The 25,770-nt window shown below is 60.0% G+C and carries 19 protein-coding genes; 13 read left to right on the top strand and 6 right to left on the bottom strand.

The genetic code is table 11. The features are described 5' to 3' along the window. Positions 1 to 28: 28 nt before the first annotated feature. The 9 genes from BN5935_RS00975 to BN5935_RS00935 all read left to right on the top strand — a co-directional run bounded on the left by BN5935_RS00975 (position 29) and on the right by BN5935_RS00935 (position 12,343). Positions 29 to 2,521 (top strand): endonuclease MutS2, encoded by a 2,493-nt coding sequence (locus tag BN5935_RS00975; protein WP_064974436.1) that lies wholly within the window; start codon positions 29 to 31, stop codon positions 2,519 to 2,521. A 538-nt stretch (positions 2,522 to 3,059) separates the two neighbouring features. After that, complete coding sequence (alr, locus tag BN5935_RS00970; protein ID WP_064974435.1) at positions 3,060 to 5,429, top strand: alanine racemase; 2,370 nt, start codon at positions 3,060 to 3,062, stop codon at positions 5,427 to 5,429. Then, on the top strand, positions 5,429 to 6,142 hold the full coding sequence (locus BN5935_RS00965) for an SAM-dependent methyltransferase (RefSeq protein ID WP_064974434.1): 714 nt from the start codon (positions 5,429 to 5,431) through the stop codon (positions 6,140 to 6,142). The genes alr and BN5935_RS00965 overlap by 1 nt, the downstream gene beginning before the upstream one ends. Before the next feature lie 152 nt (positions 6,143 to 6,294). Continuing rightward, a complete protein-coding gene (locus BN5935_RS00960) occupies positions 6,295 to 6,903 on the top strand; it encodes a nucleotide exchange factor GrpE (protein ID WP_064974433.1) in 609 nt (202 codons plus the stop codon). Positions 6,904 to 6,907: 4 nt separating this feature from the next. Next, entirely contained in the window at positions 6,908 to 8,077 is a 1,170-nt protein-coding gene (dnaJ, locus tag BN5935_RS00955) for a molecular chaperone DnaJ (RefSeq protein ID WP_064974432.1), read from the top strand. A gap of 83 nt (positions 8,078 to 8,160) precedes the next feature. Next, positions 8,161 to 8,568, top strand: coding sequence for a hypothetical protein (locus BN5935_RS00950; RefSeq protein WP_064974431.1), 408 nt, complete (start codon positions 8,161 to 8,163; stop codon positions 8,566 to 8,568). Continuing rightward, positions 8,569 to 10,554 (top strand): DNA mismatch repair endonuclease MutL, encoded by a 1,986-nt coding sequence (gene mutL, locus BN5935_RS00945; protein ID WP_064974430.1) that lies wholly within the window; start codon positions 8,569 to 8,571, stop codon positions 10,552 to 10,554. A gap of 40 nt (positions 10,555 to 10,594) precedes the next feature. Next, entirely contained in the window at positions 10,595 to 11,197 is a 603-nt protein-coding gene (locus BN5935_RS00940) for a rhomboid family intramembrane serine protease (RefSeq protein ID WP_064974429.1), read from the top strand. A 3-nt stretch (positions 11,198 to 11,200) separates the two neighbouring features. Continuing rightward, complete coding sequence (locus BN5935_RS00935) at positions 11,201 to 12,343, top strand: endonuclease/exonuclease/phosphatase family protein (protein WP_064974428.1); 1,143 nt, start codon at positions 11,201 to 11,203, stop codon at positions 12,341 to 12,343. Positions 12,344 to 12,390: 47 nt separating this feature from the next. On the opposite strand, the gene aspA is transcribed toward BN5935_RS00935, so the two are convergent. Further along, positions 12,391 to 13,824 (bottom strand): aspartate ammonia-lyase, encoded by a 1,434-nt coding sequence (gene aspA, locus BN5935_RS00930; protein WP_064974427.1) that lies wholly within the window; start codon positions 13,822 to 13,824, stop codon positions 12,391 to 12,393. 193 nt (positions 13,825 to 14,017) lie between these two features. On the opposite strand from aspA, the gene BN5935_RS00925 reads away from it, so the two are divergent. From BN5935_RS00925 to BN5935_RS00910, 4 genes are all read left to right on the top strand, one after another. Next, on the top strand, positions 14,018 to 14,467 hold the full coding sequence (locus BN5935_RS00925; RefSeq protein ID WP_064974426.1) for a NanQ anomerase/TabA/YiaL family protein: 450 nt from the start codon (positions 14,018 to 14,020) through the stop codon (positions 14,465 to 14,467). Positions 14,468 to 14,670: 203 nt separating this feature from the next. Beyond that, entirely contained in the window at positions 14,671 to 15,051 is a 381-nt protein-coding gene (locus BN5935_RS00920; RefSeq protein ID WP_064974425.1) for a hypothetical protein, read from the top strand. 142 nt (positions 15,052 to 15,193) lie between these two features. Next, a complete protein-coding gene (locus BN5935_RS00915; RefSeq protein ID WP_064974424.1) occupies positions 15,194 to 15,544 on the top strand; it encodes a hypothetical protein in 351 nt (116 codons plus the stop codon). Continuing rightward, complete coding sequence (locus BN5935_RS00910) at positions 15,531 to 16,748, top strand: sodium ion-translocating decarboxylase subunit beta (RefSeq protein WP_064974423.1); 1,218 nt, start codon at positions 15,531 to 15,533, stop codon at positions 16,746 to 16,748. The genes BN5935_RS00915 and BN5935_RS00910 overlap by 14 nt, the downstream gene beginning before the upstream one ends. Positions 16,749 to 16,787: 39 nt before the next feature. Here the strand turns inward: BN5935_RS00910 and BN5935_RS00905 are convergent, their stop codons facing one another. The 5 genes from BN5935_RS00905 to BN5935_RS00885 all read right to left on the bottom strand — a co-directional run bounded on the left by BN5935_RS00905 (position 16,788) and on the right by BN5935_RS00885 (position 25,625). Beyond that, on the bottom strand, positions 16,788 to 18,101 hold the full coding sequence (locus BN5935_RS00905; protein WP_204244925.1) for a UDP-glucose dehydrogenase family protein: 1,314 nt from the start codon (positions 18,099 to 18,101) through the stop codon (positions 16,788 to 16,790). A 109-nt stretch (positions 18,102 to 18,210) separates the two neighbouring features. Then, positions 18,211 to 19,404, bottom strand: a complete 1,194-nt coding sequence (locus BN5935_RS00900; RefSeq protein ID WP_064974421.1) for an FprA family A-type flavoprotein — start codon at positions 19,402 to 19,404, stop codon at positions 18,211 to 18,213. A 126-nt stretch (positions 19,405 to 19,530) separates the two neighbouring features. Further along, positions 19,531 to 21,006 carry a SusD/RagB family nutrient-binding outer membrane lipoprotein gene (locus BN5935_RS00895; RefSeq protein WP_064974420.1) on the bottom strand — a complete coding sequence of 492 codons (1,476 nt, stop codon included), beginning with the start codon at positions 21,004 to 21,006 and terminating at the stop codon, positions 19,531 to 19,533. A 13-nt stretch (positions 21,007 to 21,019) separates the two neighbouring features. After that, positions 21,020 to 24,127, bottom strand: a complete 3,108-nt coding sequence (locus tag BN5935_RS00890) for a SusC/RagA family TonB-linked outer membrane protein (protein ID WP_082943974.1) — start codon at positions 24,125 to 24,127, stop codon at positions 21,020 to 21,022. Positions 24,128 to 24,374: 247 nt separating this feature from the next. Beyond that, positions 24,375 to 25,625 carry a site-specific integrase gene (locus BN5935_RS00885; RefSeq protein WP_064974419.1) on the bottom strand — a complete coding sequence of 417 codons (1,251 nt, stop codon included), beginning with the start codon at positions 25,623 to 25,625 and terminating at the stop codon, positions 24,375 to 24,377. Between the last annotated feature and the right edge of the window lie 145 nt (positions 25,626 to 25,770).

Here is a 25,770-nt window from a genome sequence, read left to right as displayed (position 1 = left end):
ACCGGAATAAGGATTTTTAGTTTACGCCATGATTTACCCTGCCACATTCGAGCAGAAAATAGGTTTCGACCGGCTCCGTGAGCAGGTCGCGGCCCGTTGTACCATGCACGCCGCCCGCGAGCGGCTCGCCGCCGAGGGTTTTTCGACCTCGCCGCGCGAGATCGAACGGCGGCTGGCGCTCTCCGACGAGATGCGCCTCGTGCTCGACATGGAGCGCGATTTCCCCGGGGGAGACTATCCCGACATCGACTATGTCGTTGCCAAACTGCGTGTCGAGGGCTCGTTCCTCGACGTGGAGGAGGTCGTGGTCCTGCATAAGGCGCTGTCGGCCATCGGCGGCATTGTCACCTTTATCCTCAGCCGCGAGGAGCATTATCCGGCGCTCTACGCCCGCACGCGCGGCGTGGCGGCATTTCCGGAGATCGTGCAGCGCATCGACGCTATTCTGGACCGCTTCGGCAACGTGAAGGACAACGCCTCACCTGCCCTTCAGGAGATTCGCCGGGCCATCCGCGAACGCGAGGGGCAGGCGGCCAAGCGCCTGCAGGCCGTACTGGCTTCGGCCAAGGGAGCGGGCATCGTCGATGCCGACGCCCAGATCTCGATCCGCGACGGACGGGCCGTGATTCCGGTCGCCGCGGGCAACAAACGCAAACTCAACGGATTTATCCACGACGAGTCGGCGACGGGAAAGACCTTTTATGTCGAACCGGTCGAAGTGGTGGAGATCAACAACGAACTGCGTGAGCTGGAGTATGCCGAGCGGCGTGAGATCGTGCGCATCCTCACGGAGTTCACCGAGTCGATACGTCCCGACGCCGGGCTGATCGCCGATTCGGGCGACTACCTCGCGGAGGTGGACATGCTGCGCGCCAAGGGCCGCTGGGCCTCGGAGAACGGGTGTGTGCGGCCGATCCTTTCGACCGACGACCGGTTGGTGCTGAAGAACGCCCGCCATCCGTTGCTACAGCAGACCCTAAAAGCCGCGGGGCGCGAGATCGTGCCGCTGGACCTGCAACTGGACCGCAAAAAACATATCCTCGTCATTTCGGGTCCCAATGCCGGCGGCAAGTCGGTCTGTCTGAAGACCACGGGCATCGTGCAGTATATGTTCCAGTGCGGATTCCCGGTGCCGGCTTCGGAGGTCTCGGAGCTGCCCGTGTTCAAGAGTATCTTCATTGACATCGGCGACGAGCAGTCGATCGACAACGACCTCTCGACCTATTCGTCCCACCTGCTGAACATGAAGAACATGCTGGCGGGAGCTTCGGACCGGACGCTGGCGCTGATCGACGAGTTCGGGTCGGGCACCGAGCCAATCATCGGCGGGGCCATCGCCGAGGCGATCCTCGAACGCCTGCTGGCGAAGGGATGTTACGGCGTCATCACGACCCACTACGCCAATATCAAATACTATGCGTCGTCGACCGACGGCATAGCCAACGGCGCGATGATGTTCGACGTGCAGAACATCCGTCCGCTGTTCCGACTCGAAATGGGCAAGCCGGGCAGTTCGTTCGCCGTGGAGATCGCCCGCAAGATCGGACTCCCGGAGGAGATCATCCGCGCGGCGAGCGAGAAAGCCGGGTCGGACCACATCAACATCGAGAAACAGTTGCGCGAGATCGCCCGGGACAAGCACTACTGGGAGCAGAAGCGCGACCGCATCCGCCTGACGGACCGCAAGGTCGAGGAGTTGGAGCAGAATTATGCCGAGCAACTGGCGAAGATTCGCGCCGAGCGGCAGGAGATACTGAAAAAGGCCAAGCAGGAGGCGCAGCAGTTGATCGCCAATGCCAACAAGCAGATCGAAAACACGATCAAGACCATCCGCGAGGCGCAGGCTGAGAAGGAGCTGACGCGGCTGGCACGGAGGGAGTTGGACGACTTCCGCGAGGCGGTCGAGCAGGTCGATTCGTCGGAGAAGGAGGCTTCGGTGGCCCGCGAGATCGAGCGCATCGAGCGTCGCCGCCAACGGCGCGACGAACGCAAGGCCCGGCAGGGTGCGAAAGCTGCGGAGACGGCGGTCCCCGAACCCGAGAAGCCGCGCGAGGTGGTGGCCGGGTCGAAGGTCCGCATGGCCGGGCAGGAGATGGTCGGCGTGGTGCAGTCGGTGAAGGGCAAGCGGGCGCAGGTGGCCTTCGGGCAGATTTTGACGACGGTGGACAAGGCCCGGCTGACGGTGGTGTCGAACAACGAATACCGCGAGGCGACACGTCCCGTGACGGCCCGGACGGTGGTGTCGGTGGACATCTCGGCGCGCAAACTTAATTTTAAGGACCACATCGACGTGCGCGGTATGCGGGCGTCGGAGGCGCTGGATATGGTGCAGAATTTCATCGACGACGCGCTGATGGTGGGCGTCGGCACGGTGTCGATCCTCCACGGCAAAGGCACGGGTGCCCTGAAGGAGGAGATTCGCCGTTACCTCCGCACGGTGCCGGAGATCGCCTCGGCAGCCGACGAGCATGCCGACCGGGGCGGGGCGGGGATAACGATAGTGACTTTCGATCTGTCGTGATTTCGCCGCGATAGTGACGACGGGTTTTGCGGTGCAGGCTTTTGCAAAAAAGTACTGTTAACAGCGGTCTTCGCCCGCGGAATTTTGGCACTTTTTGGTTCGGCAAAAAGTGCTTCAAAAACCGACCCGCCGACAAAAAAGTCTAAAAGACGCGGCCTAACGCTGGCTCCGGGCGACTATTCGCGGGTTTGCAAGCAAACCGTCCCCTCCGCTCGCGCTTTTAGTCCGCATCTTTCTTGACGCCTTTTTTGCCAAGCGGGAGTTATTCGCCGTCTTTGGCGCGAGGAATAGTCCGCATTATCGCTTGCAGCGGAAAGAGAACGGCGGGAAGGCGGAGCGTTAAAAAACGGGGCCGGTTTGTTTACAAACCCGCGAAGGCGCCCGTTTTAGCGAAGCCGAATGCCGTTCCCGCGAAAGCGACATGCGGATGGTTTTGGCGCTACCTTTTGCCACCAAAAGGTAGTAATAACTCCGCGGGCGAAGACCGCGGTTAAGTATTTTTGTGGTCAAAAGGTATAAAGAAAAAAATAGGTATTTTATGAAATATCTGCTTTCACAAATCGCCGCCGTCGTGGGCGGCAGGTTCTCGGGAACGGACTGCGAGGTGCAGTCGGTGGTGACCGACAGCCGCTCGCTGACGTGCGAACTGGGCTCCGGGCCGATGTTCGTCGCCATGTGCGGCGCCAACCACGATTCGCACGACTACATCGCGCAGATGTATGTGCGCGGGGTGAGGGCGTTCCTTACCGAACGCAGCGTCGAACCCCTGCCCGGGTGCGGGTATGTCGTGGTCCCGAACGCCATCGCGGCCCTGCAATGTCTGGCGGCCTATCACCGGGCGCAGTTCAAGGGCACGGTCGTGGGGATCACCGGGTCGAACGGCAAGACCGTCATCAAGGAGTGGATCGCCGAGGAGCTGCCCGCGGGGATGAAGTGCTACCGCTCGCCCAAGAGCTACAATTCGCAGTTGGGCGTGCCGCTGTCGGTGCTGATGATCGAGGGCGACGAGGAGCTGGCGCTGATCGAGGCGGGTATTTCGAAGCCCGGCGAGATGGCGCGGCTGGAGCGCATCATCCGTCCCGACGTGGTGGTCTTCACCTCGCTCGGCGACGCGCATCAGGAGAATTTCCTCAATCTGGAGCAGAAGTGCAACGAAAAGATGATCCTCGCCCACCGGGCCCGGACCATCGTCTACCATAGTTATTACGAGCCGCTGGGGCGTATGATCGCTGCGCGGTTCGCCGAACGGAAGCTCTGCGACGGAGCCGCGTGCCCGCAGGTCCCCGAGGCGGTGATCGGCAACGAGGCGTCGCGCCGCAACGCCCAGATCGTCGAGGCGTTCTGCGCGGCGATGGGCTATCCCGCGCCGTCGTTCTCCGGGGCTCCCGAGGTCGCCATGCGCCTCGAAGTCAAGGACGGCATCAACGATTCGGTGCTCATCAACGACGCCTACAACCTCGACCTCAATTCGCTGGCGCTGGCGCTGGACTACCTGCACAACGTGGCGCTGTCGCGTCGCCGGACGCTCGTGCTGTCGGACATCGCGCAGAGCGGGCTGACGGACGACGAGCTTTACGGCCGGGTGGCCGGGATGGTCTCGCGGGCGGGCATCGACACGCTGATCGGCATCGGGCCCAAGCTGAAACGCTATGCGGGGTTGTTCGACTGCGACCGGGAGTTTTATGCCTCGACCGACGAGTGTATCGCCCGCATCGGCCGCCGGGCCGTGGCGGGACGCGCCGTGCTGCTGAAAGGGGCCCGGGAGTACCGCTTCGAGAAGCTGGCTCACGCTTTGGCGCGCAAGAGCCACACGACGGTGCTGGAGGTCGATCTCGATGCCATGGTCCACAACCTCAATTATTTCCGTTCGAAGCTGGACTTTTCGACGAAGCTCGTGGCGATGGTCAAAGCGGGATCGTACGGCGCCGGGGATTTCGAGGTGGCGCAGATGCTCCAGCATCAGGGCGTCGATTACCTCGCCGTGGCATTCGCCGACGAGGGCGTGCTGCTGCGCGAGCGGGGTATCACGATGCCCATTGTGGTGCTGAACGCCGATGCCGACAGTTTCGACCAGATGATCGCCAACCGGCTGGAACCCGAGATATACAGCTTCCGCTCGCTGGCCGATTTCGCCGACGCGGTGTCGCATGCCGGGGAGACGCGCTATCCCATCCACCTGAAACTCGACACGGGCATGCACCGGCTGGGATTCATGGAGGATGAGGTAGAGCGCCTGTGCGGAGAGCTGCCGAAACTGCCCGCCGTGAAGGTGGCGTCGGTCTTTTCGCACCTGAACTGCGCCGACATGCCCGAGGAGGATGGCTACACGCGGGCGCAGATCGCGCGTTACGACCGCATGAGCGCGGCCGTCGCCGCGTCGCTGCCGTACCCCGTGATCCGCCATACGGCCAATTCGGCCGCCATCGAACGCTTTCCCGAGGCGCAGTTCGACATGTGCCGCCTCGGGCTGGGACTCTATGGCTTCGGCTGGGAACACAACGCGGGCCTGCGTCCGGTGTCGACGCTCCGTACCCGCATCGTGCAGGTCAAACACCTCGAAGCGGGCGACGCCGTGGGGTACGGACGTGCCGGGAAGCTCCTGCGGCCGACCGTGACGGCTACGGTGCCGATCGGTTATGCCGACGGGCTGGACCGCCACCTGGGGTGCGGACGCTGGTCGATGCGCGTGAACGGGCTGCCTGCGCCGATCGTCGGACGGGTCTGTATGGACAGTTGCATGATCGACGTCACGGACATTCCGGGCGTCGGGGAGGGCGACGAGGCGGTGGTATTCTCGGCGGAGCCGGGCAACGACCTCGAGACGATGGCCCGCGTGCTGGAGACCATCCCTTATGAGATTATGACCTCGGTGTCGGGACGTGTGAAACGAATTTACCTCAAAGAGTAATGGCTTACGGAACCCTCTACCTGATACCCTGTCCGATCTCGGACGAGACGGCGCCGTGGGACGTGCTGCCCGCGGTCAACCGCGATGTGATGAACTCGCTGGACTATTTCATCGTCGAGAATACGCGCTCGGCGCGGCGGTTTTTGTCGAAAGCCGGTGTCGAACGGCCCATCGGAGAGCTGGAATTCCGCGAACTGAACGAGCATACCGCCGCCGGACGCGAGGTCGAAGAGCTGGTGAAACCCTTGCTGGAAGGCCGTTCCGCAGGGGTGATCTCCGAGGCGGGCGTGCCGGGTGTGGCCGATCCGGGGGCGTTGGTCGTCGAGGTGTGCCACCGCCGCGGCATCCGCGTGGTGCCGCTCGTGGGACCGTCGTCGATCATCCTCGCGGTGATGGCTTCGGGGCTCAACGGCCAGTCGTTCGCCTTCAACGGCTATCTGCCCGTGAAGCCGCCCGAACGGGCGAAAGCCATCCGCTTTTTCGAACGGCGGGCCCTGACCGAAGGGCAGTCGCAGTTGTTCATCGAGGCGCCCTACCGCAACGGGAAGTTGATGGAGCAGTTGGTGCAGACGCTCGGGGCGGAGACCCGCCTGACGGTGGCTGTGGACCTGACGGCTCCCGGCGAGCGGGTCGAAACCCATACGGCGGGGGAGTGGCGGCGCCGCCAACTGCCCGAACTGAACAAGCGGCCGGCTATTTTTATTATCGGATAAGCGCAGCTTTGCCGTGAAACGGCTTTTGGATGCTAACGGCGCAGGTCGGGCCCGATGTCCGGACTCAGGCATCGCCCTTGAAGCCCGGCTCTTAGCCGGGTTGGTATGCAATTTGTTCGAATAAGGGGAGGAAAACTGAAAAATCACAAGATATGAAAAAGGAAAAAGTTTATAATGAGGCTGTTAACGGTGACGAAGGATTCGTTCCGGGCGAGGGTTATCCCTCGTGCGACGGCGAGCCTTGTGCCAATGTGTCAGGTGCGGCAGACGATGCGGCTGACACAATGACAGACGACGATCCGGCAGCCGAGGGCGATGCCGCCAAGGCGCTCGAAGCGGCCGTAGCCCAGTGGCAGGACAAATTCGTGCGCTTGCAGGCCGAGTTCGACAACTACCGCAAGCGGACGCTCAAGGAGAAAATGGATCTGGTGCAGACCGGGGGCCGCGACGTGCTGCTGGCCATGCTGCCCGTGCGCGACGACGTGCAGCGCGCCGTGGATGCCATGCAGAAAAGCGACGATCTGGAGGCCCTGCGGGCCGGTGTGACGCTCATTTCGCAGAAGTTCACCGAGGCGCTGCGCCAGAAGGGTGTGACCGAGATCGAGGTGCTGGACAAGGAGTTCGACGCCGATCTTTCGGAGGCTGTCGCCCGGTTCGCCGCCGGCGACGAGAAGAAGGGCAAGGTCATCGACGTGGTCCAGACGGGTTACAAGCTGGGCGACAAGGTGCTGCGCTTCGCAAAAGTTGTTGTAGGAGAGTAAGACCATGGCAGAAAAGAGGGATTACTACGAAGTGCTGGGCGTCCAGAAGAACGCTAACGCTGACGAAATAAAGAAGGCATACCGCAAAGCGGCCATCCAGTTCCACCCCGACAAAAACCCCGGGGACAAGGAGGCCGAGGAGAAATTCAAGGAGGCCGCAGAGGCTTACGACGTGCTGTCGAATCCCGACAAGCGTGCCCGTTACGACCAGTTTGGCCATGCCGGAATGAGCGGCGCGGCAGGCGGCGGAGCCGGGGGCTTCGGCGGATTCAGCGGCGGAGGGTTCTCGATGGAGGACATCTTTTCGCAGTTCGGCGATATCTTCGGCGGCCATTTCGGCGGCGGGTTCCGTTCGTCGAACGGCGGCGGTTCGCGCCATGTGAACCGCGGCTCGGACATTCGCGTGCGGGTCAAGCTGACGCTGGCGGAGATCGCCAACGGGGTCACCAAGAAGCTCAAGATCAACAAGACCATCGCCTGCGACAAGTGCGGCGGCACGGGGGCCAAGGATGCCAATTCCTATTCGACCTGCCCGACCTGCAACGGTGCGGGGTATGTCACGCGCGTGGAAAACACCTTCTTCGGCCGCATGCAGACACAGGGCGTGTGCCCCACATGCGGCGGCTCGGGCAAGGTGATCACGGCGCAGTGCGACAAGTGCAAGGGCGAAGGGACGCTGCGCGGGCAGGAGGTCGTGGAGATCCGCATTCCGGCCGGCGTGGGCGAGGGGATGGTCCTCACGGTTACGGGCAAGGGCAATGCGGCGCGTCAGGGCGGCGTGAACGGCGACCTGCTGGTGATGATCGAGGAGGAGTCGAATGCGGAACTGGTCCGCGACGGCAACGACCTGATCCACAACCTTAATATCACCGTGACGATGGCTCTGCTGGGCGGCACGGTGGAGGTGCCGACCGTGGACGGGCGCGCCAAGATCAAGATCGCTCCGGGAACGCACGCCGGCAAGGTGCTGCGTCTGGGCGGCAAGGGTCTGCCCGACGTGAACGGCTACGGCCGCGGCGACGAACTGGTGGTGGTGGACATCACCATCCCCGCGAAGCTCTCGGCCGAGGAGAAGAAGCTCGTCGAGCAGCTCGCAGCGCAGCCCGGTTTCCAGAAGGCCGAATCGGTCAGGAACCAGAACATTTTCGAACGGATGAAGAGTTTCTTCCGGTAAGGAGATACTAAAATCGGGGAAAATTCGTACCTTTACCAAGTAGAGGAGACGAATTTTTCTTTTATATTTAGAACAGGACGACCATGTTAGGCTTTACCCCGTTTAAGAAACACGCGAACAAGTTCAATTATATCCCGCGCTATTTCGACCCCGAGAAGGAGGCGCGCGAGCAGCGTCGCGCCGAACTGCGCGGCGAACGGGCCGAGGATGCCGGGCGCGAATACAAGCCCGGGCAGTATATTCGCACCCAGCGCGACGCCCGTGCCGCGCGGCGTGCCGACGAGGACAAGAGGGGGCAGGGCCGCATCCTGAAGATGGCTGCGGCAGCCGTGTTGGTGCTGCTGTTCATCTACCTGCTCTACCCGAAGCTGGCCGACGCATTCCTGCGCGCACGAATCCAACCGGCGCCGGTGCAGACCGAGCAGGCTGAGGAGGAGTTCAACCCCTATGCACCCATCACGGTCGTTCCCAACGATTATCAGGAGGAGTAGATGGCAGACAAGATCCGATTACTACCCGAGGTCGTCGCCAACCAGATCGCCGCGGGCGAGGTCGTCAACCGGCCCGCCTCGGTGGTGAAGGAGATGATGGAGAATGCCATCGACGCCGGTGCGACCTCCGTGAAAGTCAATTTCCGCGACGGCGGCAAGGATTTGATCCAGATCGTGGACGACGGCTGCGGCATGTCGCCCATCGACGCGCGCATGGCTTTCGACCGCCACGCCACAAGCAAGATCGGGGCCGTAGAGGATATCTACGCCCTGCATACGTTCGGATTCCGCGGCGAAGCGCTGGCTTCGATCGCCGCCGTGGCGCAGGTCGAACTGCGCACGCGGCAGGCCGGCGACGAGGTGGGCACCCAGACCGAGATCAACGGCGGGCAGTTCGCGGCGCAGAATCCAGTGATGTGCCCCGTGGGGTCGCAGTTCTTCGTGCGCAACCTGTTCTATAACGTTCCCGCGCGCCGCCGTTTTCTGGACAAGAGCACCACATCGGCCTCGCAGATCAAGTCCGAGTTCCAGCGCATCGCGCTCTGCAATCCGCAGATCGGTTTCGAACTCTACGCCAACGACGCTCCGGTCTACACACTGCAGGCCTCGTCGCTGGCGGGCCGCATCGTGGACGTGGTGGGGCGCCATATCAAGCAGAATCTGCTGGAGGTCGAGGCCGACACCTCGATCGCCCGTATCGAAGGTTATATCGGCCGTCCGGCGGCCGCTAAGAAACGCAATACGGAGCAGTATCTGTTCGTCAACGGACGCTTTTTCAAAAGCAGCTACCTGACGAGCGCCATCCTGAAGGCTTACGAGAAACTGATTCCCGAGAACTGCCAGCCGTCGTATTTTCTCTTTCTGACGATCGACCCCGGACGCATCGACGTCAACGTCCATCCGCAGAAGACCGAGGTGAAGTTCGCCGACGAGGAGGCCGTGTGGCAGATCATCAACGCCGCCGTGCGCGAGACGCTGGCCAAGACGGGCGCCGTGCCGCTGATGGATTTCGACCGCGATGGCGTGGTGGAGATTCCCGTGCTGCAGAAAGGCGCCGTGTACAGCGAGCCGCAGGCGATGTCCAACAGCAACTACAATCCTTTCAGCGAGGAGTATATCGATCCCTCGGCGCCCGATCCCAACGAGGATTTCACGGGCTTCGACGTGCCTTACCGCGACGGCGGGGGCGTGTCGGACGTCACGGCCGCGGGATTCCGCACGGGTGGGAGCCGTGGTGCTGTACCCGCATTCCCGCGGGGAGGGGCGTTCAGCCTGCCTGCGACGGACGACGGGGAGTTCGAGGAATTCGAGTCGGGAGGCGGTTTCGAGATCGCTTCGGGCGGCGGATTCGATGACAGCGCATTGGATTTCATCCCTTCCGCCGCCGCTCCCGAGCAACAGCGTTTCGACATGGCGCAGCGTCCGGAGTTCACCGATCCGCTGCCGCTGCCGGGCGGGTATATCGCCGCCCTGCTCAACGGCCGTTTCGTGGTGGTGGACATGCGCCGCGCCCGCGAGCGGATTCTGTATGAGGATTACCTGCGCATGCTGGGCAACGGTTCGTCGGTGAGCCAGCAGTTGTTGTTCCCCGAGCGGCTGGTGCTCTCGGGCGACGAATACGCCTTGTTGGAGGAGAATGCCGTGGAGTTCGCCTCGCTGGGCTTCGACATCGACTTTTGCGGCGAAGGGGCCGTGGAGGTGAGGGGTACGCCCGCCGATATGCCCGCCGATTCGGTGGACCGGTTGTTGTTCGATCTGTTGCAGGCCTTTGCAACCCCCGTGTCGCTGGCCGACTTGAGGCGCGAGAAGATCGCCTGTGTGATGGCCCGCTCGGGTGCCAAGGGCGCGGGGCGGACGCTGACGCGCGAGGAGGCCGCGGCACTGCTGGGGCAGTTGGCCGACACGGGCAGTTTCAGCTTCTCGCCCTCGGGCAAGGCGATCACCGCGGAGATCACGCCCGAAGATTTGCGCGCCAAACTGGGATAATCCCGCGGAAAGAGTTACATTTGCAAAAATTAAAACATCCATGAATCGCTATTTTCAGACCCCTCCGGTCGTCAAAAACCTGATAATCATCAATGTACTGGTCTATATGGCCACGGCGCTGCTGCCCGTGGGCGATCAGATCATGCAGTACTGCGCCCTGTCGCTCGGGACGCCGTTCTTCCATACCTACCAGTTCATTACCTACATGTTCCTGCATGCCAATTTCGAGCATATCTTCTTCAACATGTTCGCCCTGTGGATGTTCGGGCGGACGCTCGAATACGAACTGGGGTCGCAGCGCTTCCTGACCTTCTACATGGTCTGCGGCATCGGAGCGGCGCTTATCCAGTACCTCACGGCGCTGGCCTTCGGGGAGCTGCCGCTGTTGCTGGTCGGTGCGTCGGGCGCCGTGATGGGCCTGCTGCTGGCGTTCGGCGTGATGCACCCCAATGCGGTCATCATGCTGCTGATACCGCCTATCCCGATGAAAGCCAAATGGTTCGTCATCATCTACGCCGTCATCGAACTCTTCCTCGGATGGAGGGGCGTGGGCAACGTGGCCCATTTCGCCCATGTGGGCGGCATGCTGTGGGGCTTCCTGCTGTTGCACTGGTGGAAACGCCGCGGAACGATCCGTTTCTAAACGATGGCTTCGGATTATTACAACGATTACGGAGGACGTCCGGCGAAACGCCGCCGCAGTCCGTTCATGTGGCTGCTGGACCTGATCCTGACGGTCGCCACCGTCGTGGCGGCCGTTGCGACCGTCCTTACCTATTGCGTCCCTTACGTCGATCCCGCGCAGGTCTGGTTTTTCCCCGTGCTGGGGCTCGCCGCCCCCGGCATCTATGTCGCGTCGGTGGTGCTGATGCTCTACTGGGTCATCCGCTGGCGCAAGGTGCGGGCCGCGGTGATGCTGGTGATCGTCGTGGCGGGGCTTTTCAAAGTCTCGCTTTTCTGGAGACCCGAAATCCGCCGCAGCTATGCCGAGGAGACCGTTTACGACCGCGGGGCGTTCCGGGTGATGACCTACAACGTCCGCAGTTTCTACGGCGAGAACGGCGGCAGCAGCGTCGACGACATCCTGCAACTGATCGCCGACCGGGACCCCGACATCATCTGTCTGCAGGAGTTCAACGCCCGCCTTGCGGAGCGCTCCGCGGAGTTCGCGCTGCTCGACGAAAAATACGAAAGCGCCCATTTCGGACGCACGCAGGCCCCCGATTCAATCTACGGCGCGACAATGGCCATCCTGAGCAAATACCGCATCCTGCGGACCGGCACGGTGCTGACGCCCTCGTCGTCGGTGTGGGCCGATGTGATGATCGGCGAGGACACGGTGCGCGTGTTCAACAACCACCTCCGTTCGACGGCCATCAACGCTTCGGACAACGAGTTCATCACCAGCCACCGCTTCCTCTCGGACACGGCGCGCGAGACCAAGATCCGCAGCATCGTCACGCGCCTGCGCGAGAACAGCGTGCTGCGGGCCCGGCAGGTGGACAGCATCGCCAAGGTCGTGGGGGCGACGCGCACGCGGAAGATCGTCTGCGGCGACTTCAACGACACGCCGATGTCGTATGTCTACCGCACGATGGCCCGGGGGCTGCGCGACGCTTTCAGCGAGTGCGGCTCGGGCTATTCGCATACGTTCCGGGGATTTTACAACACGCTGCGCATCGACTATGTGCTGAGTTCCGAGGGGCTCGAAACCCTCTCGTACGAGGTGCTGCCGGTCGAGTATTCGGACCACCATCCCGTCGTTGTGCGGCTCCGGAAGAGTTCGTAGGGGTACGGATAAGGCGGCCCGGGCTATCGAGCCCGGGCCGCTTTGGTTCAGTCCTCGATCTTTCGGCGGGGATGGATCATGTTCTCGGGCCGCAGGACCTTGTGCAGTTCCTCCTCGCTCATCAGCTTGTGCTCCAACACCAGATCGTAGATGCCCTTGCCGGTTTCGAGCGCCTCCTTGGCCAGCATGGTTGAGGTTTCGTAGCCCAGATAAGGGTTGAGCGCCGTCACCAGCCCGATGCTGTCGTAAACCATCCGGCGGCAGACCTCTTCGTTGGCCGTGATGCCGGCGATACACTTCTCGCGCAGGGTGTTCATGGCGTTGACCAGCATCTCGATACTTTCGAAAAGGCAGTGGACGATGATCGGCTCCATGACGTTCAGCTCCAGTTGGCCCGCCTCGGAGGCGATGGTCACCGTGAGGTCGTTGCCGATGACGCGGAACGCGACCTGATTGACGACCTCGGGGATCACGGGGTTGACCTTGCCCGGCATGATCGACGATCCCGGCTGGCGCGGCGGGAGGTTGATCTCGTTCAGCCCGCAGCGGGGACCCGACGACAGGAGGCGCAGGTCGTTGCAGATCTTCGAGAGCTTCACGGCGAGGCGTTTCAGCGCCGAGGAGTTCATGATGAAGGCCCCCGTGTCGTTCGTGGCTTCGATCATGTTCGAAGCCTTGGCCAGCGGCAATCCCGTGACCTCGCGCAGGCACCGGGTGCAGACCTCGGCATAGTCGGGATCGGCGTTGATACCCGTTCCGATGGCCGTGGCGCCCATGTTGATCTCGTAGAAGAGTCTCAGGTTGTCCTCCAGCCGCTCGGTCTCCTCGGTGAGGTTGGCGGCGTAGGCCTCGAACTCCTGTCCGAGGGTCATCGGCACGGCGTCCTGCAGTTGCGTGCGTCCCATCTTGATGATGTGGGCGAACTCCCCGCCCTTGGCGTGGAATGCCGCGATCAGCTCGCGCAGCGCGCCGACCAGTTTTTCGATACTCCGCACCAGCGCGATCTTCACGGCCGTGGGGTAGGCGTCGTTGGTCGACTGCGAGAGGTTGACGTGGTTGTTGGGATGGCAATATTGATACTCGCCCTTCTCGTGTCCGAGGAGCTCCAGCGCCCGGTTGGCGATCACTTCGTTGGCGTTCATGTTGGTCGAGGTGCCGGCGCCGCCCTGCACCATGTCGACCACGAACTGCTCCCGGAGTTTCCCGGCGCGCAGTTCCTCGCAGGCCCGGATGATGGCGTCGGCGATCGCGGGGTCGAGCAGCCCCAGTTCGAGGTTGGCCATGGCGGCGCCCTGCTTGACGTCGGCCAGCCCCCGGATCAGCTCCGGGAAGAAGCAGAGCCGCACGCGGCTGATGTGGAAATTCTCCACGGCGCGCATGGTCTGCACGCCGAAATAATACTCCGCCGGGATGTCCATTTCGCCCAGCAGATCGTGTTCACGACGGGTCTTGCCCGAGAGTTTGATGTCTGTAAAGTCCATGATCGGGATGTTATTATTGCAAGGTACGAAAAAATCGGATAGGGTCAAAGCCGAATCGGGTTCGGTTGCTACACCAAATATAGTGCTTTTTTCGTTGCTTTGTTAAAATAAAAATTCTTGCTAACTTTGTCCGGCCGCGGGACGGAACGATCCGGCGGCCGGGGAATGCAGAACCGGAAAATAAATAAAGACCATGATTTTAGACTCTCTGAAAAACAGCGCGTTGTACGAAAATGTCAACCCGCGCATGAAAAAGGCTTTCGAACTGATCGCTTCGACGGACTGGACGACGATGGAGACGGGCATCCACGAACTCGACGGCAAGGACATCTATGTCAACGTGATGGAGCGTGAGCTCAAGCAGAAATCCGACGCCAAGCTCGAGGTGCACAACGAATACATCGACATTCAGGTACTCGTCACCGGCAAGGAGGAGGCCTTCGGCTGGAGCGAGCGCAAGGACCTCCGGATGCCGCAGGGCGAGTTCAATGCCGAGAAGGACATCCAGTTCTTCGACGACGTGCCGCAGACCTATTATACGCTGCGTCCGGGTCAGTTCACGGTGCTTTTCCCCGAGGACGGCCACGCTCCGATGGTGGGCGAGGGAACGGTGCGCAAGATCATCGTCAAGGTGCGCAAATAAGCGCCGCAGGTGATACCGCTACGGGCCGGAGCATAGTCTCCGGCCTTTTTTTGTCCGGCGGCGAGGAGTGCTCCGGGCCTTGGCGTCCGGGCGGAAACGAAAGCGTCCGGTCTCCGGGAGAAAACGGACGAAAAGATTCTTGCCGCAGGCTTGTTTGTTTCTCGGATTTGTACTACATTTGAACGACAAATTTTCTCCGTAACATGAAAACGCCGGTATTCATATTGCTGTTCCTGCTGCTCTCTTCGCTCTCGTCGGCGAAGGATGCGGGGGCGGAAGCCCGTATGCCGGCCGATGTCGGACGGACGGCGGAGTGCTACTCCGTTTCGTCCCTGCATGCCGATTATTTCGCAACGGAGACCGTCCAGCCGGCTGTTCCCTCGCCCATGCGCGCACTGCGCAAGCAGTTGGAAAACCACCGCCGGGTAACCTCTGAGGTCCGGGATGCCTGTCTGGGACGCCATTTCTCCCGGGTGCAGGACTGCTGCACGCAATATGTCGTTTCCCTGCTTCTGCAGGGCGATCGGACGGCCCTGCCGTCCCATTGTGCCGATTACCTCCGGTTCGGCATGCTGGTCATTTAGCCCATCATTTCTTTGTTTGAGTCGCATGGTGTGTCCGCAGGGCGCGCCCTGCCTGCGAGTTCCGTGTGCGAACCGCCCCCGAAGGCCGCATGGCCCGGGGCACGATGTTGTGCACACAACAAATCTTAAAACGAATAAAGCGATGAATCTGATGTATATAATCGAGGAGACTGCGCTGATGATGGGCTTCACGTTTATCGTGGGAATGGCTTTCGCGTATGTACTCAAGGGAATGACCTTCTTCTTCTCCCGCCTCAGCGGTGAGGGCCTCTCCGCATGGATGAAAAAAGGCCGGGTGTGGACCCGGGCCTACCGCATGAACCTGACGCATACCTACCGTTACATCTGGTCGGTTACCCGCACGGACGACGGTTCCCCGGACGAAACGGCGCAGGACGGACTGGCCGAGTACCATTTCGGAAATCTCCGGGATGCCGGGAAGCAGGATGACGAGATGAGCCGTTTATACGAACTGCACCATGGAAAAATTTGATCTGGGCAGTATTTTTCAGGGTATTTCGACCCTGTTGCAGTCCGACCCTGCGATCATGTACTCGCGCATCGGGCTGATCCTGCTGGGCATCCTGCTGGTTTATCTGGGACGCAAAGGGGTGCTGGAGCCGCTGGTGATGATTCCGATGGGACTGGGCATGGCGGCCGTGAACGCCGGGGTGCTGATCTTTCCCGGAGGGGTTCACGGCAACCTGTTCCTCGATCCGATGGTGACCGACACCGACCAGTTGATGAACATCCTGCAGATCGATTTCCTGCAGCCTGTCTACACCTTCATGTTCAGCAACGGCCTGATCGCCTGCCTGATCTTCATGGGTATCGGGACCATGCTCGACATCAATTTCGTGCTGGCGAAACCCCTGCAAAGCATGTTCCTCGCCCTGTGTGCCGAGCTGGGAACGTTCGCCGTGCTGCCGATCGCCTATTCGATGGGCCTGAGCCCCAGCGACAGCGCCTCGATCGCGATGGTGGGCGGGGCCGACGGCCCGATGGTGCTTTTCACCTCGCTCAACCTCTCGAAAGAGATTTTCGTGCCGATTACCGTCGTGGCCTATCTTTACTTGGGACTGACTTACGGCGGATATCCCTATCTGGTGCGGGCGATGGTGCCCAAACGCCTGCGGGCCATCAAGATGAAGCCGGCCAAGAAGCCGGTGAAGCAATACAGCCCCGCGACCAAGATCTCGTTCGCCGTGATGATGTGCGTAATTCTGTGCCTGCTTTTTCCGGTTGCCGCGCCGCTGTTCTTCTCGCTCTTCATCGGCGTGGTCATCAAGGAGTCCGGGCTCAAACACGTCAACGACTTCATCAGCGGGCCGATGCTCTACGGCTCGACGTTCTTCCTCGGCATCCTGCTGGGAGTGCTGTGCGACGCGCACACGCTGCTCGACCCCACGGTGCTCAAACTGCTCGTGCTGGGAATCCTCGCCCTGCTGATCTCGGGCATCGGCGGCATTCTGGGCGGTTATGCGATGTATTTCTTCAAAAAGGGTAATTTCAACCCCGTGATCGGCATCGCCGCCGTGAGCTGCGTGCCCACGACGGCCAAGGTGGCCCAGAAGATCGTGTCGCATGACAACCCCTCGTCGATGATCCTGCCCGACGCATTGGGCGCCAATATCATGGGTGTCATAACGTCGGCCATCATCGCCGCGATTTATGTGACCGTGATCCCGATGTTGTAACCGAAAACGGCCCGCTTTCCGCGGGCCGTTTTCGGTTTGTTATTTGCCGATTCCGAAGTAGCGGAACCCGGCAGCCGTGACCTCCGGTTTGTCGAAGATGTTGCGGCCGTCGACGATCGCGTCGCCGCGCATCGCCTTGTGCAAATGGGGCCAGTCGGGCATGCGGAACTCTTTCCACTCGGTGATGAGCGCCACGGCGTCGGCTCCCTCCGCAGCCTCGTACATCGTCTTGGCATAGCGGATCGGCCGGCCGGCCATCCGTCGCCGGCACTCGGGCATGGCGACCGGATCGTAGACGCAGACCTCGGCGCCGGCGTCCAGCAGGCGGTCGATGACCACCGTCGCCGGGGCTTCGCGCATGTCGTCCGTCTCGGGCTTGAACGCCAGACCCCAGATCGTGATGAGCTTGCCCCGCAGGTCACCCACGGCAGTCTGCAATTTTTCGAAGACCACGCTTTTCTGCTGTTCGTTGACCCGCTCGACGGCCTCGATGACCTGCATCGTGTAGCCGTTCTCGCGGCCCGTGTGGGCCAGCGCCTTCACGTCCTTGGGGAAGCACGAACCGCCGTAGCCGCAGCCGGGGTAGAGGAATTTGTTGCCGATGCGGGCGTCGGAGCCGATGCCCTTGCGGACCATCTCCACGTCGGCGCCCACGCGGTCGCACAGGTTGGCGATGTCGTTCATGAACGAGATGCGCGTGGCCAGCATGGCGTTGGCGGCGTATTTGGTCATCTCGGCCGAAGGGATGTCCATGAACAGCACCCGGAAGTTGTTGATCAGGAACGGCCGGTAGAGCTTGGCCATCAGCTTGCGGGCCCGCTCGCTCTCGACGCCCACGACCACACGGTCGGGCGACATGAAGTCCTTGATGGCGGCCCCCTCCTTGAGGAATTCGGGGTTCGAGGCGACGTCGAACGTCACCTTGCCGCCCCGTTTGGCGAGCTCCTCCTCGATCACGGCCTTCACTTTCCGGGCCGTGCCCACGGGCACGGTGCTCTTGGTCACCAGCACGGTGTATTTCTTGATGTGGCGGCCGAACGTGCGAGCCACTTCCAACACATATTTCAGGTCGGCCGAGCCGTCCTCGTCGGGCGGGGTGCCGACGGCCGAGAAGACCACCTCGACATGGTCGAGGCACTCGGTCAGGTCGGTGGTGAAGTGCAGGCGCCCTGCGCGGACGTTGCGCTGCACGAGGGCTTCGAGTCCCGGTTCGTAGATGGGGATGACACCGTTGTTCAGCGCGTCGATCTTCTTCCTGTCGATGTCCACGCAGGTGATGTCGAGCCCCATCTCGGCGAAACAGGCTCCCGATACCAGACCGACATAGCCCGTACCCACGATTGCAATTTTCATCATATGTGTTGCGGTTTCTTGAATTCGTTATGTAAAGATAACGTTTTTTTCCGAATTTCCTTGTGACAGAGCAAAAAAGGGGCGGTCCGCCGGACCGCCCCTTTTCGTATTATTCGCTCCGCCGGCGTTCGGCGATGCGGCCTGCCAGCGTCCGGCAGGGGTCGCACAGGTCGGGCGAAAAGCCCTGCTTCATCTCCAAGGGATCGCACAGCGGTTCCCACTTCATTTTCTGGGCGAACTCACCCAGCAGGCGCACCGAGGCTCCGGCCCAGCAGAACGATCCGAACCAGCCGAATTTTCGCTGCGGGATGCAGCGGGCGGCGAGTCGGTCGAGCAGCTCGGCCACGGGCGGGAAGAGGTTGCCGTTGTAGGTCGGGCCGCCGACGATCAGCGTGTCGAAACGGAAGACGTCGCGCAGGACCACCGACGGGTCGGCATACGAAAGGTTGTAGACCCGGATGGGCCCGACCCCTTCGGCGGCCAGTTCGCGGGCGATGCGCTCGGCCATCTGCTCCGTGTTGCCGTACATCGAGGCGTAGGCCACGACCACGCCCGGCTCGCCCTCATAGCGGCTCAGACGGTCGTAAATGTCCATCACCCGGGGGATTTCCCGCTGCCACACGGGGCCGTGCGTCGCGCAGATCGTTTCGACGGGCAGCGTGCGGACCTTTTGCAGGGCTTTCTGCACCGGGCCGCCGTACTTGCCCACGATGCAGGCGTAGTAGCGGCGCATCTCGTCCCAGTAGCGGTCCACCTCGACCTGCGAGTCGGTGATGCCGCCGTCGAGGGCCCCGAACGTGCCGAAGGCGTCGCCCGAAAAGAGCGTCCGCTCGCCGGCGCACCATGTGACCATCGTCTCGGGCCAGTGCACCATCGGGATCATGTGGAACGAAAGCACCTTGCCGTTGCCCAGATCGAGCGTGTCGCCCTCTTTGACCTCGACCGTGCCCCCGGCGATGCCGTAGAACCCGTCGATCATCTGCAGCGTCTTGGCGTTGCCGACGATCTCGAGGCCGGGGTAGAGGCGGCGCAGCGCCGTGATCGACGACGAGTGGTCGGGCTCCATGTGGTTGACGACGAGGTAGTCGATTTTCCGGTCGCCGATCGCCTCGCGGATGTTGGCTTCGAGGCGGCTGCCGAAGGCCTCCTCGACGGTGTCGATCAGCGCGATCTTTTCGCCCACGACCAGATAGGCATTGTACGATACCCCGATCGGAAGCGACCAGAGGGCTTCGAAGCGCGTGGTGGTACGGTCGTTGACCCCGACGTAGTGGATGCCGGGAAGTATTTCGGTAATTGCCATAAACGGTATTTTTGTTGTTTGGACGCAAAATTACGAAAAAAATCGCCATCTGCGAAATATCTTTCCGGTATCCAAAAAAGAGGCCGTTCCTGCGAAAGAACGGCCTCTGAATAGTTGTTGTCGGTTTTATTTCTGGAACCACATTTTGGTCCAGATACCGTCCACCTGCGGAACGTTGTCGTTCACGAGCGATTCGCGCGAGGGATAGGGCCAACGGCTGATCAGGTCGGTGTACAGCGATCGGATCATCTCCGGAACTTCGAGTTTCGGATAGCCCGTGCGACGCTGCTCGGACCATGCTTCGAGCGGACGCATCATCATCTCGATGCGCTGCTGTGCGGCGATGGCCTCGATTACTTTTTCGTCGCCGCCCAGCGTCGAGAGAGCGGGAACCCCGTCAGCGAAGGATTTGGCATCGGCGGCAGCGACTCCGACGTTGGTGCAGGATGCCTCCAGTCCCTTCTTGAAGTATTCGTCGGCTTTGGTGAGGTCTTTGGTCACGCCTAAGCCGCGGGCATAGGCCTCGGCTACATAGAACATCACCTCCGGGTAGGAGCAGATCACGTCGGGATAGTCCGATTTGAACAGGTTTTCGAGGTTGAAGCGCGCCTCGGTGATCTCCGAGGGGTCCTCTGCATCCATGGCGGACCCTTCATGTGTTGATGCGATGCCCACATACTTGCCCTCCTCGTTGGCATAGAAGTAGAAAGGACGGCGCGGGTCGTCGGTAGCATTCATCGGATCGACGATCTCCGGTGTGCCGAAATACATCCAGCCGAGGAATCCCGGATTCTGGTTGTCGAATTCGGCGTTGGGGTTCCGGTTGCCCGGGCTGTCGTAGAACGGGAACTTGCAGTCGTCGGCCGATGAGGAGAGCAGGTCGCCCTCTTCGATCAACGCCTTGATCTTGGCGCTGACGTCCTCCTTGTTGGAGAGATACATGTAGATCTTCAACTTGATGGATTTGGCCAATTTGCGCCATTTGGCCATGTCGCCTCCGTAGTAGAGGTCGTATTTGGAGATCGTGTTCGGGTCGGATTCGTCGATCTGGCCGAGTGCTTCGTCCAGCAGCCCTTCCAAAGCGTCGAGCACCTCTTTCTGGGTGTCGAATTTCGGCTCCTTGATCTCGTCGATGTGCCATGCCTCGCTGTAGGGGATGTCGCCGAAAAGCATCGTCGTCTCCCAGAAGACATTTGCCGTCAGGATCTTGCACTGGGCTTCGGCGTTGACGTGGCCTTTCTCCTGAGCGAATCCGATAGCGCGCTGGAGGTTATAGCCCGTGCTTGAATAGGTACCTACCCATGCGTTGCCCGAAGAGTATTCCGCGTCGATGCCGTAGGGCTCGCCGCCGAAGATGTAATTGAACCACTGGGTCTGTTCGGAAGCGGTCTGTGCGGCGTACATCAGTGTCAGGAACTGGTCGGCACCGCAGCGTTTCATGCTGTAGTTCAGGGCCGCGTTGGTGAACAGGTATCCGGGATCAACCTCCGTGGCGGCATATTCGTTCGTGTTGATGTCCAGCCAGTCGCCGCAGGATTGCAATCCGGAGGCGGTGCCGCCGATCGTCAGGGCGATCAGAAATTTATATGCTAATTTTTTCATACGGTGTTGCATTTTAGAATGTTAACTTGATGTTGAAACCGTAGCTGCGCGTCGAGGGAATACCGGCGTATTCGATGCCCGAACCCACCGACGAGGGACCGAAGATGCTGGCCTCGGGGTCGATATGCGGCACGTTCGATTTGATGAGCCACAGGTTACGGGCTTCGAAACCGACCGAAAGCGAGCCGATGAAGCAATGCTCGAACCACTTTTTCGGCATCTGGTAGGCCAGTACGATTTCACGCAGTTTGATGAACGTGGCATCGAAGACGTTTGCTTCGGTGATCGACTTGTCGTAGTTGGTATTCCAGAACTGATACGGAGTGATGGCCTTGGTGTTCTCCACGCCGGTATTTTGGCCGTCTTTGTAGACGAATCCCTTGTCGATGATCTCGGCGCGGTCGTTACCCAGCGTCTCTTCGGCCAGACCGCTCGTGCGCAGTTGCTGTACCGTTCCCGAGTACATGACGCCTCCGTAGCGGATGTCGAGCAGGAAGCTCAGCGAAAGGCCTTTATAGGAGAACGTGTTGCCGATACCCATCGTCCAGTCGGGAGAGACCTTGCCGAGGTTCTTGGTATCGGAACTCTTGATGCGCGTGCCGTTCTCGCTGATGGCGAAATTGCCCTCTTCGTCGCGCAGCCAGTAGGAGCCGTAGAGACTGAACGATTCGCCCTCGACTGCCTTGATCTGGGTACCTTCGTAGCCCGAAGCCAGCGTGTAGGCCTTGACCGAGGGATCGAGCTCCTTTACGAGCTGCTTGTTCGAGGCGAAATTCACGTCGATATCCCAACGGAAGTTCTTGGTCTGCACGGGAGTTGCGCCCAGCAGGAGCTCGACGCCCTCGTTGGTGATGACACCGGCATTCTTACGCATGTAAAAGAATCCCGTGGAGTTGGCAACGTCCAAACGGACGATGTTCTTGGTTGTCTTCTGGTAGTAGTAGGTGGCGTCCAAACGCAGGCGTCCCTCGAAGAAGCGCAGGTCGGCGCCGACTTCGAACGAAGACTGGTTCTGCGGTTCGAGATTCGGGTCGGGATAGGTTCCCGTCGCCTCGTAACCCAGCAGACCGCCGAACGGGAAGTAGTTGGAGCATCCGAACTGTCCGAACACTTCCGAAACGGGGTAGTAGAGGAAGTCGAGCTGATAGGGGGCCGTGTCGCTGCCGACGTTGGCGTAGCTGGCGCGGATTTTACCGAAACTCAGCACCTTGTTCTGGGGAATGAGTTCCGAGAAGACGAATCCGGCGCTGACCGAGGGATAGAAATAGGAACGGTGTGACTTGGGCATGGTCGACGACCAGTCGTTACGTCCCGTGACGCTCAGGTAGACGATGTCCTTATAGCTGAGGTCCACTTCGCCGTAGAGACCGATCAGGCGCGATTTGACCTTGTCGTTCGTCGATACGACGCTCTCGGCATTGGCATAGGTATAGACGTCCGCTACGAGCAGGTCCTTGGCCGAAACCTCCAAGTATTTGGTCATGTTCTGGTTGATGTTGTGGCCCAGCATCACTTTCAGTCCCCAATCCTCGTTGAACTTGGTATCGTAGGAGATCATCAGGTCGTTGTTGATCTGACGGTTGGTGATGTCGTTGGTGTTGAACTGTCCCTTCGGGCGTCCGATGGTACCGCTGGCCCAGATCTGACGGCGTTCTTCGTGGAAGTAGTCGGTACCGAGGTTGTCGGTGATCGTCAGGCCCTTGACGGGTTTGTAGGTGACGGTCGCCGTACCGTAAAGACGGTCTACCGTGTTGGTGAAGAGATTTTTATTGACCGTCCAGTAGAAGTTGCCGCTGGTGCTTCTCTCAGTGATCTTGCCCTGCGTGCCGTCCTCATTCATCCAGTTGTCTTTCAGCCAGTTCAGGTCCCAGTTGCGGGCGATGCCGTTGACCTGCGGTACCAATACGTTGATCTCGTTCGATCCCTGTGCGGGACGACCGGCCGAGGAGGTGTGCGAATAGTTGAACGAAACGCGCGCCTCGAGTTTGTCATTGAACTTGCGGCCGCCGTTGAACGCCACGTTATACTTGTCGTAGTCGTTCTTGGGAATGATACCTTTCTGGTTGTGCGCCGTGAAGCCCAGCCGGAAATCGTTTTTCTCGTCGCCGCCGGCTACCGAGATGTTATTAATATAGGTATGTCCCGTGTTATAGAAATCCTTGACGTTGTTTTTGTAGGCTTTCAGTTGGACTTCGTCGCCCAGAAAATTCTGGACGGTCTGTCCTTCGATCTTGGGACCCCAGCCGTTCTGTGAATAGGGGTTGTAGGTGCCGTCAGCGGAGTTGCCGCCGGCATAACTGTTCTGGAAGTCGGGAGCCTTCAGGATGTTCTCGAAACGCAGCGTGGAATTGATCGTCACGCTGGTTTTCTGCATCCGTGAACCCTTTTTGGTGGTGATGATGATGGCGCCGTCCTTGGCACGGGCGCCGTAGAGAGCCGTTGCGGCAGCGCCTTTCAGGACGTTGATCGACTCGATGTCGTCTCCGGAAATGTCTCCCATGCGGTTGCCCACGTCAACCGAACCGTTGATGCCGGTCGGATTGTAGCTCTGGTTGCTGACGGGCATACCGTCGATGACGAAGAGCGGCGAACCGGCCGAGCCGAGCGATGACTGGCCGCGGATGATGATGCGCGAGCCGCCGCCTGCGGTACCCGAAGCTGCGGAGATGTTCACACCGGCGACCTTACCGGCCAGTGCGTTGAGTACGTTGCCTTCACGGGCTTTCGAGATTTCGTCCGATTTCACCGTGGTTACCGAGTAGCCGAGCGATTTTTCGGAACGGGTGATACCCATGGCCGTCACCACGACCTCGTCCACGCCGATCGCGTCCTCTTTCATCTGGACGTTGACGGTGCTTTTACCGTTGACGGGAATGGTCTGGTTCTCCATTCCGATGAACGAGAAGACCAGTTTGGCGTCGTTGCGGGCCGATATGCTGTATGCACCGGCCGCGTTTGTTGTCGTGCCGACGGAGGTACCCTCGACAACCACAGTCACGCCGGCGATCGGTTTACCGTCAGAACCTGTAACCGTGCCGGAAATTTGCTTGTTTTGGGCTTGGGAAAGTAAAATTCCCCCCCCCAACAATGCAATTAACGTCAGTAGAATTTTTCTTACCATAAGCGTTAATTAATTAGTTTTTAAAATAAAAAGTTCACAACAAAGGTAAGAAATCGCTAATTCGTTTACAAATAATTTTTTAAAATAATTTACAAATGTAACATATCAGGCGGAAATAGCCTTCCGACGCTTATAATTTGATTTGCGTGGTGGTTGGTGGATTACAATTTGTAATCGTCTTTTTAGACCGTTTTTGGTCAAATCGTCTGAATTGGTTAGCCAGAGCCCCTCCCGGAAGGCCGGAATCTCACACCGGTTCCGGAACCCGTTCCAAGTCGGATTCCCGGTAAAGCGTGTCGAGTCGTTTCGAAAGACGTTCCATGTCTCCGTCGAGTTTCGAGTGTGTGATCGTGGCGTAAATTTGCGTGGTTCGTATATTTCTGTGGCCAAGCAATTTGCTGATGGTTTCGATCGCTATTCCCTGCGAAAGGGTAATTGTCGTAGCGAAGGTATGGCGCGCCGAGTGGAAGGTAATGTGTCGGGAGATGCCCGCCAGCGACATGATCCGGCCGAGACAAATGTTGCACCAGCCGTTGCTCGGCAGGTTGAAAATGCGTTTTGTGCGGTTCATCGGGTTGTATCTCAGCAGAATAGCATACGGGATCGCAAAGACCCGCACGTTGACCTCCGAACCGGTTTTGCAACGGGTCGTACTTATCCACATTTGTTTACCCTCTTGTCGGATGTGTTCTGGTGTCAGCGTGCAAAGGTCGATATAGGAAAGTCCCGTGAAACAACTGAACAGAAAGGCGTCGCGCACCAGCAGCAGCGTCACGTCGTCGAGGTCGAGCCGGATAAGCCGTCGGATTTCGGTGATGGAAAGGTAGTTGCGCGTCACGAACTCGCTGTGCAGCTTGTAGTTGGCAAAAAGATCCGTCGTGAGATAACCCCGCCCGCGGGCCAGCATGAGGATGTGTTTGAGCGCGATCATGTAAATCCACGTCGTGTTCTTCTTGTGCCCGCACTCCTGAGCGATGTACTGGTGGAAACCCGTCAGGAATTCCCGGTCGAGGTCCCTGAACGACAAGTCCCTGCGCTCGTATTTATCGCTGATGTAATTTTCGAGGTGGTTGTAAACGGTCCTGTATTTATAATAGGTCGTCTTGCTGCGGCTGGTGCCGACCATCCGGCGAAACTCCTCGTTGTGCTCCCGGAAAAAGGCCAGCAGCATCTCGCTGCGGCGGTCGTTGCCGAAATACATCTCCTTGACCATTTGCGGCGTGACCTGCGCATGTTCGTAAAATAGCGTATTGTAACACCGTTCGATGTGATACCTGATTTGTGAGAGCTGTTCGTTGACGCGGACGGCATCCGCACGGCGTCCCGTCACGCGGCCCATGTTCACATTCCAAAGTTTCGGGTCCACGGAGAGCCGCGTCGACAACTGTGTGCGCTGCCCATTGATCGTAATACGTCCCATGATAGGGGTATTGCCGTTGCGTAACGGTGCATTTTTCTTGATGTAAAATAGTACTTTAAACGTGTTTCTGGTTCCCATTATAACTCCTTTGTTAATCGTAACCGCAACCGCGCTAAAGGTAATGATAAAGTTGCAGCCGAATGACATATTATCTGAACCAAATAGCTTATAATCGCATACTTGGATCGTTTTGAGCAGTTACTTCCTAGTCCCAAAAACGGGT

Source organism: Alistipes provencensis (assembly GCF_900083545.1).
GTDB classification, from domain to species: Bacteria; Bacteroidota; Bacteroidia; order Bacteroidales; family Rikenellaceae; genus Alistipes; species Alistipes provencensis.
This window is presented reverse-complemented; position numbering and strand designations above follow the sequence as displayed.

Bases quoted from the DNA above. Each gene is read 5' to 3' on its own strand.
- dnaJ (WP_064974432.1), top strand. From the start codon at position 6,908: ATGGCAGAAAAGAGGGATTACTACGAAGTGCTGGGCGTCCAGAAGAAC.
- BN5935_RS00975 (WP_064974436.1), top strand. From the start codon at position 29: ATGATTTACCCTGCCACATTCGAGCAGAAAATAGGTTTCGACCGGCTC.
- BN5935_RS00895 (WP_064974420.1), bottom strand. From the start codon at position 21,006: ATGAAAAAATTAGCATATAAATTTCTGATCGCCCTGACGATCGGCGGC.
- aspA (WP_064974427.1), bottom strand. From the start codon at position 13,824: ATGGACTTTACAGACATCAAACTCTCGGGCAAGACCCGTCGTGAACAC.
- mutL (WP_064974430.1), top strand. From the start codon at position 8,569: ATGGCAGACAAGATCCGATTACTACCCGAGGTCGTCGCCAACCAGATC.
- BN5935_RS00940 (WP_064974429.1), top strand. From the start codon at position 10,595: ATGAATCGCTATTTTCAGACCCCTCCGGTCGTCAAAAACCTGATAATC.
- BN5935_RS00920 (WP_064974425.1), top strand. From the start codon at position 14,671: ATGAAAACGCCGGTATTCATATTGCTGTTCCTGCTGCTCTCTTCGCTC.
- BN5935_RS00885 (WP_064974419.1), bottom strand. From the start codon at position 25,625: ATGGGAACCAGAAACACGTTTAAAGTACTATTTTACATCAAGAAAAAT.
- alr (WP_064974435.1), top strand. From the start codon at position 3,060: ATGAAATATCTGCTTTCACAAATCGCCGCCGTCGTGGGCGGCAGGTTC.
- BN5935_RS00960 (WP_064974433.1), top strand. From the start codon at position 6,295: ATGAAAAAGGAAAAAGTTTATAATGAGGCTGTTAACGGTGACGAAGGA.
- BN5935_RS00905 (WP_204244925.1), bottom strand. From the start codon at position 18,101: ATGAAAATTGCAATCGTGGGTACGGGCTATGTCGGTCTGGTATCGGGA.
- BN5935_RS00925 (WP_064974426.1), top strand. From the start codon at position 14,018: ATGATTTTAGACTCTCTGAAAAACAGCGCGTTGTACGAAAATGTCAAC.
- BN5935_RS00910 (WP_064974423.1), top strand. From the start codon at position 15,531: ATGGAAAAATTTGATCTGGGCAGTATTTTTCAGGGTATTTCGACCCTG.
- BN5935_RS00965 (WP_064974434.1), top strand. From the start codon at position 5,429: ATGGCTTACGGAACCCTCTACCTGATACCCTGTCCGATCTCGGACGAG.
- BN5935_RS00915 (WP_064974424.1), top strand. From the start codon at position 15,194: ATGAATCTGATGTATATAATCGAGGAGACTGCGCTGATGATGGGCTTC.
- BN5935_RS00890 (WP_082943974.1), bottom strand. From the start codon at position 24,127: ATGGTAAGAAAAATTCTACTGACGTTAATTGCATTGTTGGGGGGGGGA.
- BN5935_RS00900 (WP_064974421.1), bottom strand. From the start codon at position 19,404: ATGGCAATTACCGAAATACTTCCCGGCATCCACTACGTCGGGGTCAAC.
- BN5935_RS00935 (WP_064974428.1), top strand. From the start codon at position 11,201: ATGGCTTCGGATTATTACAACGATTACGGAGGACGTCCGGCGAAACGC.
- BN5935_RS00950 (WP_064974431.1), top strand. From the start codon at position 8,161: ATGTTAGGCTTTACCCCGTTTAAGAAACACGCGAACAAGTTCAATTAT.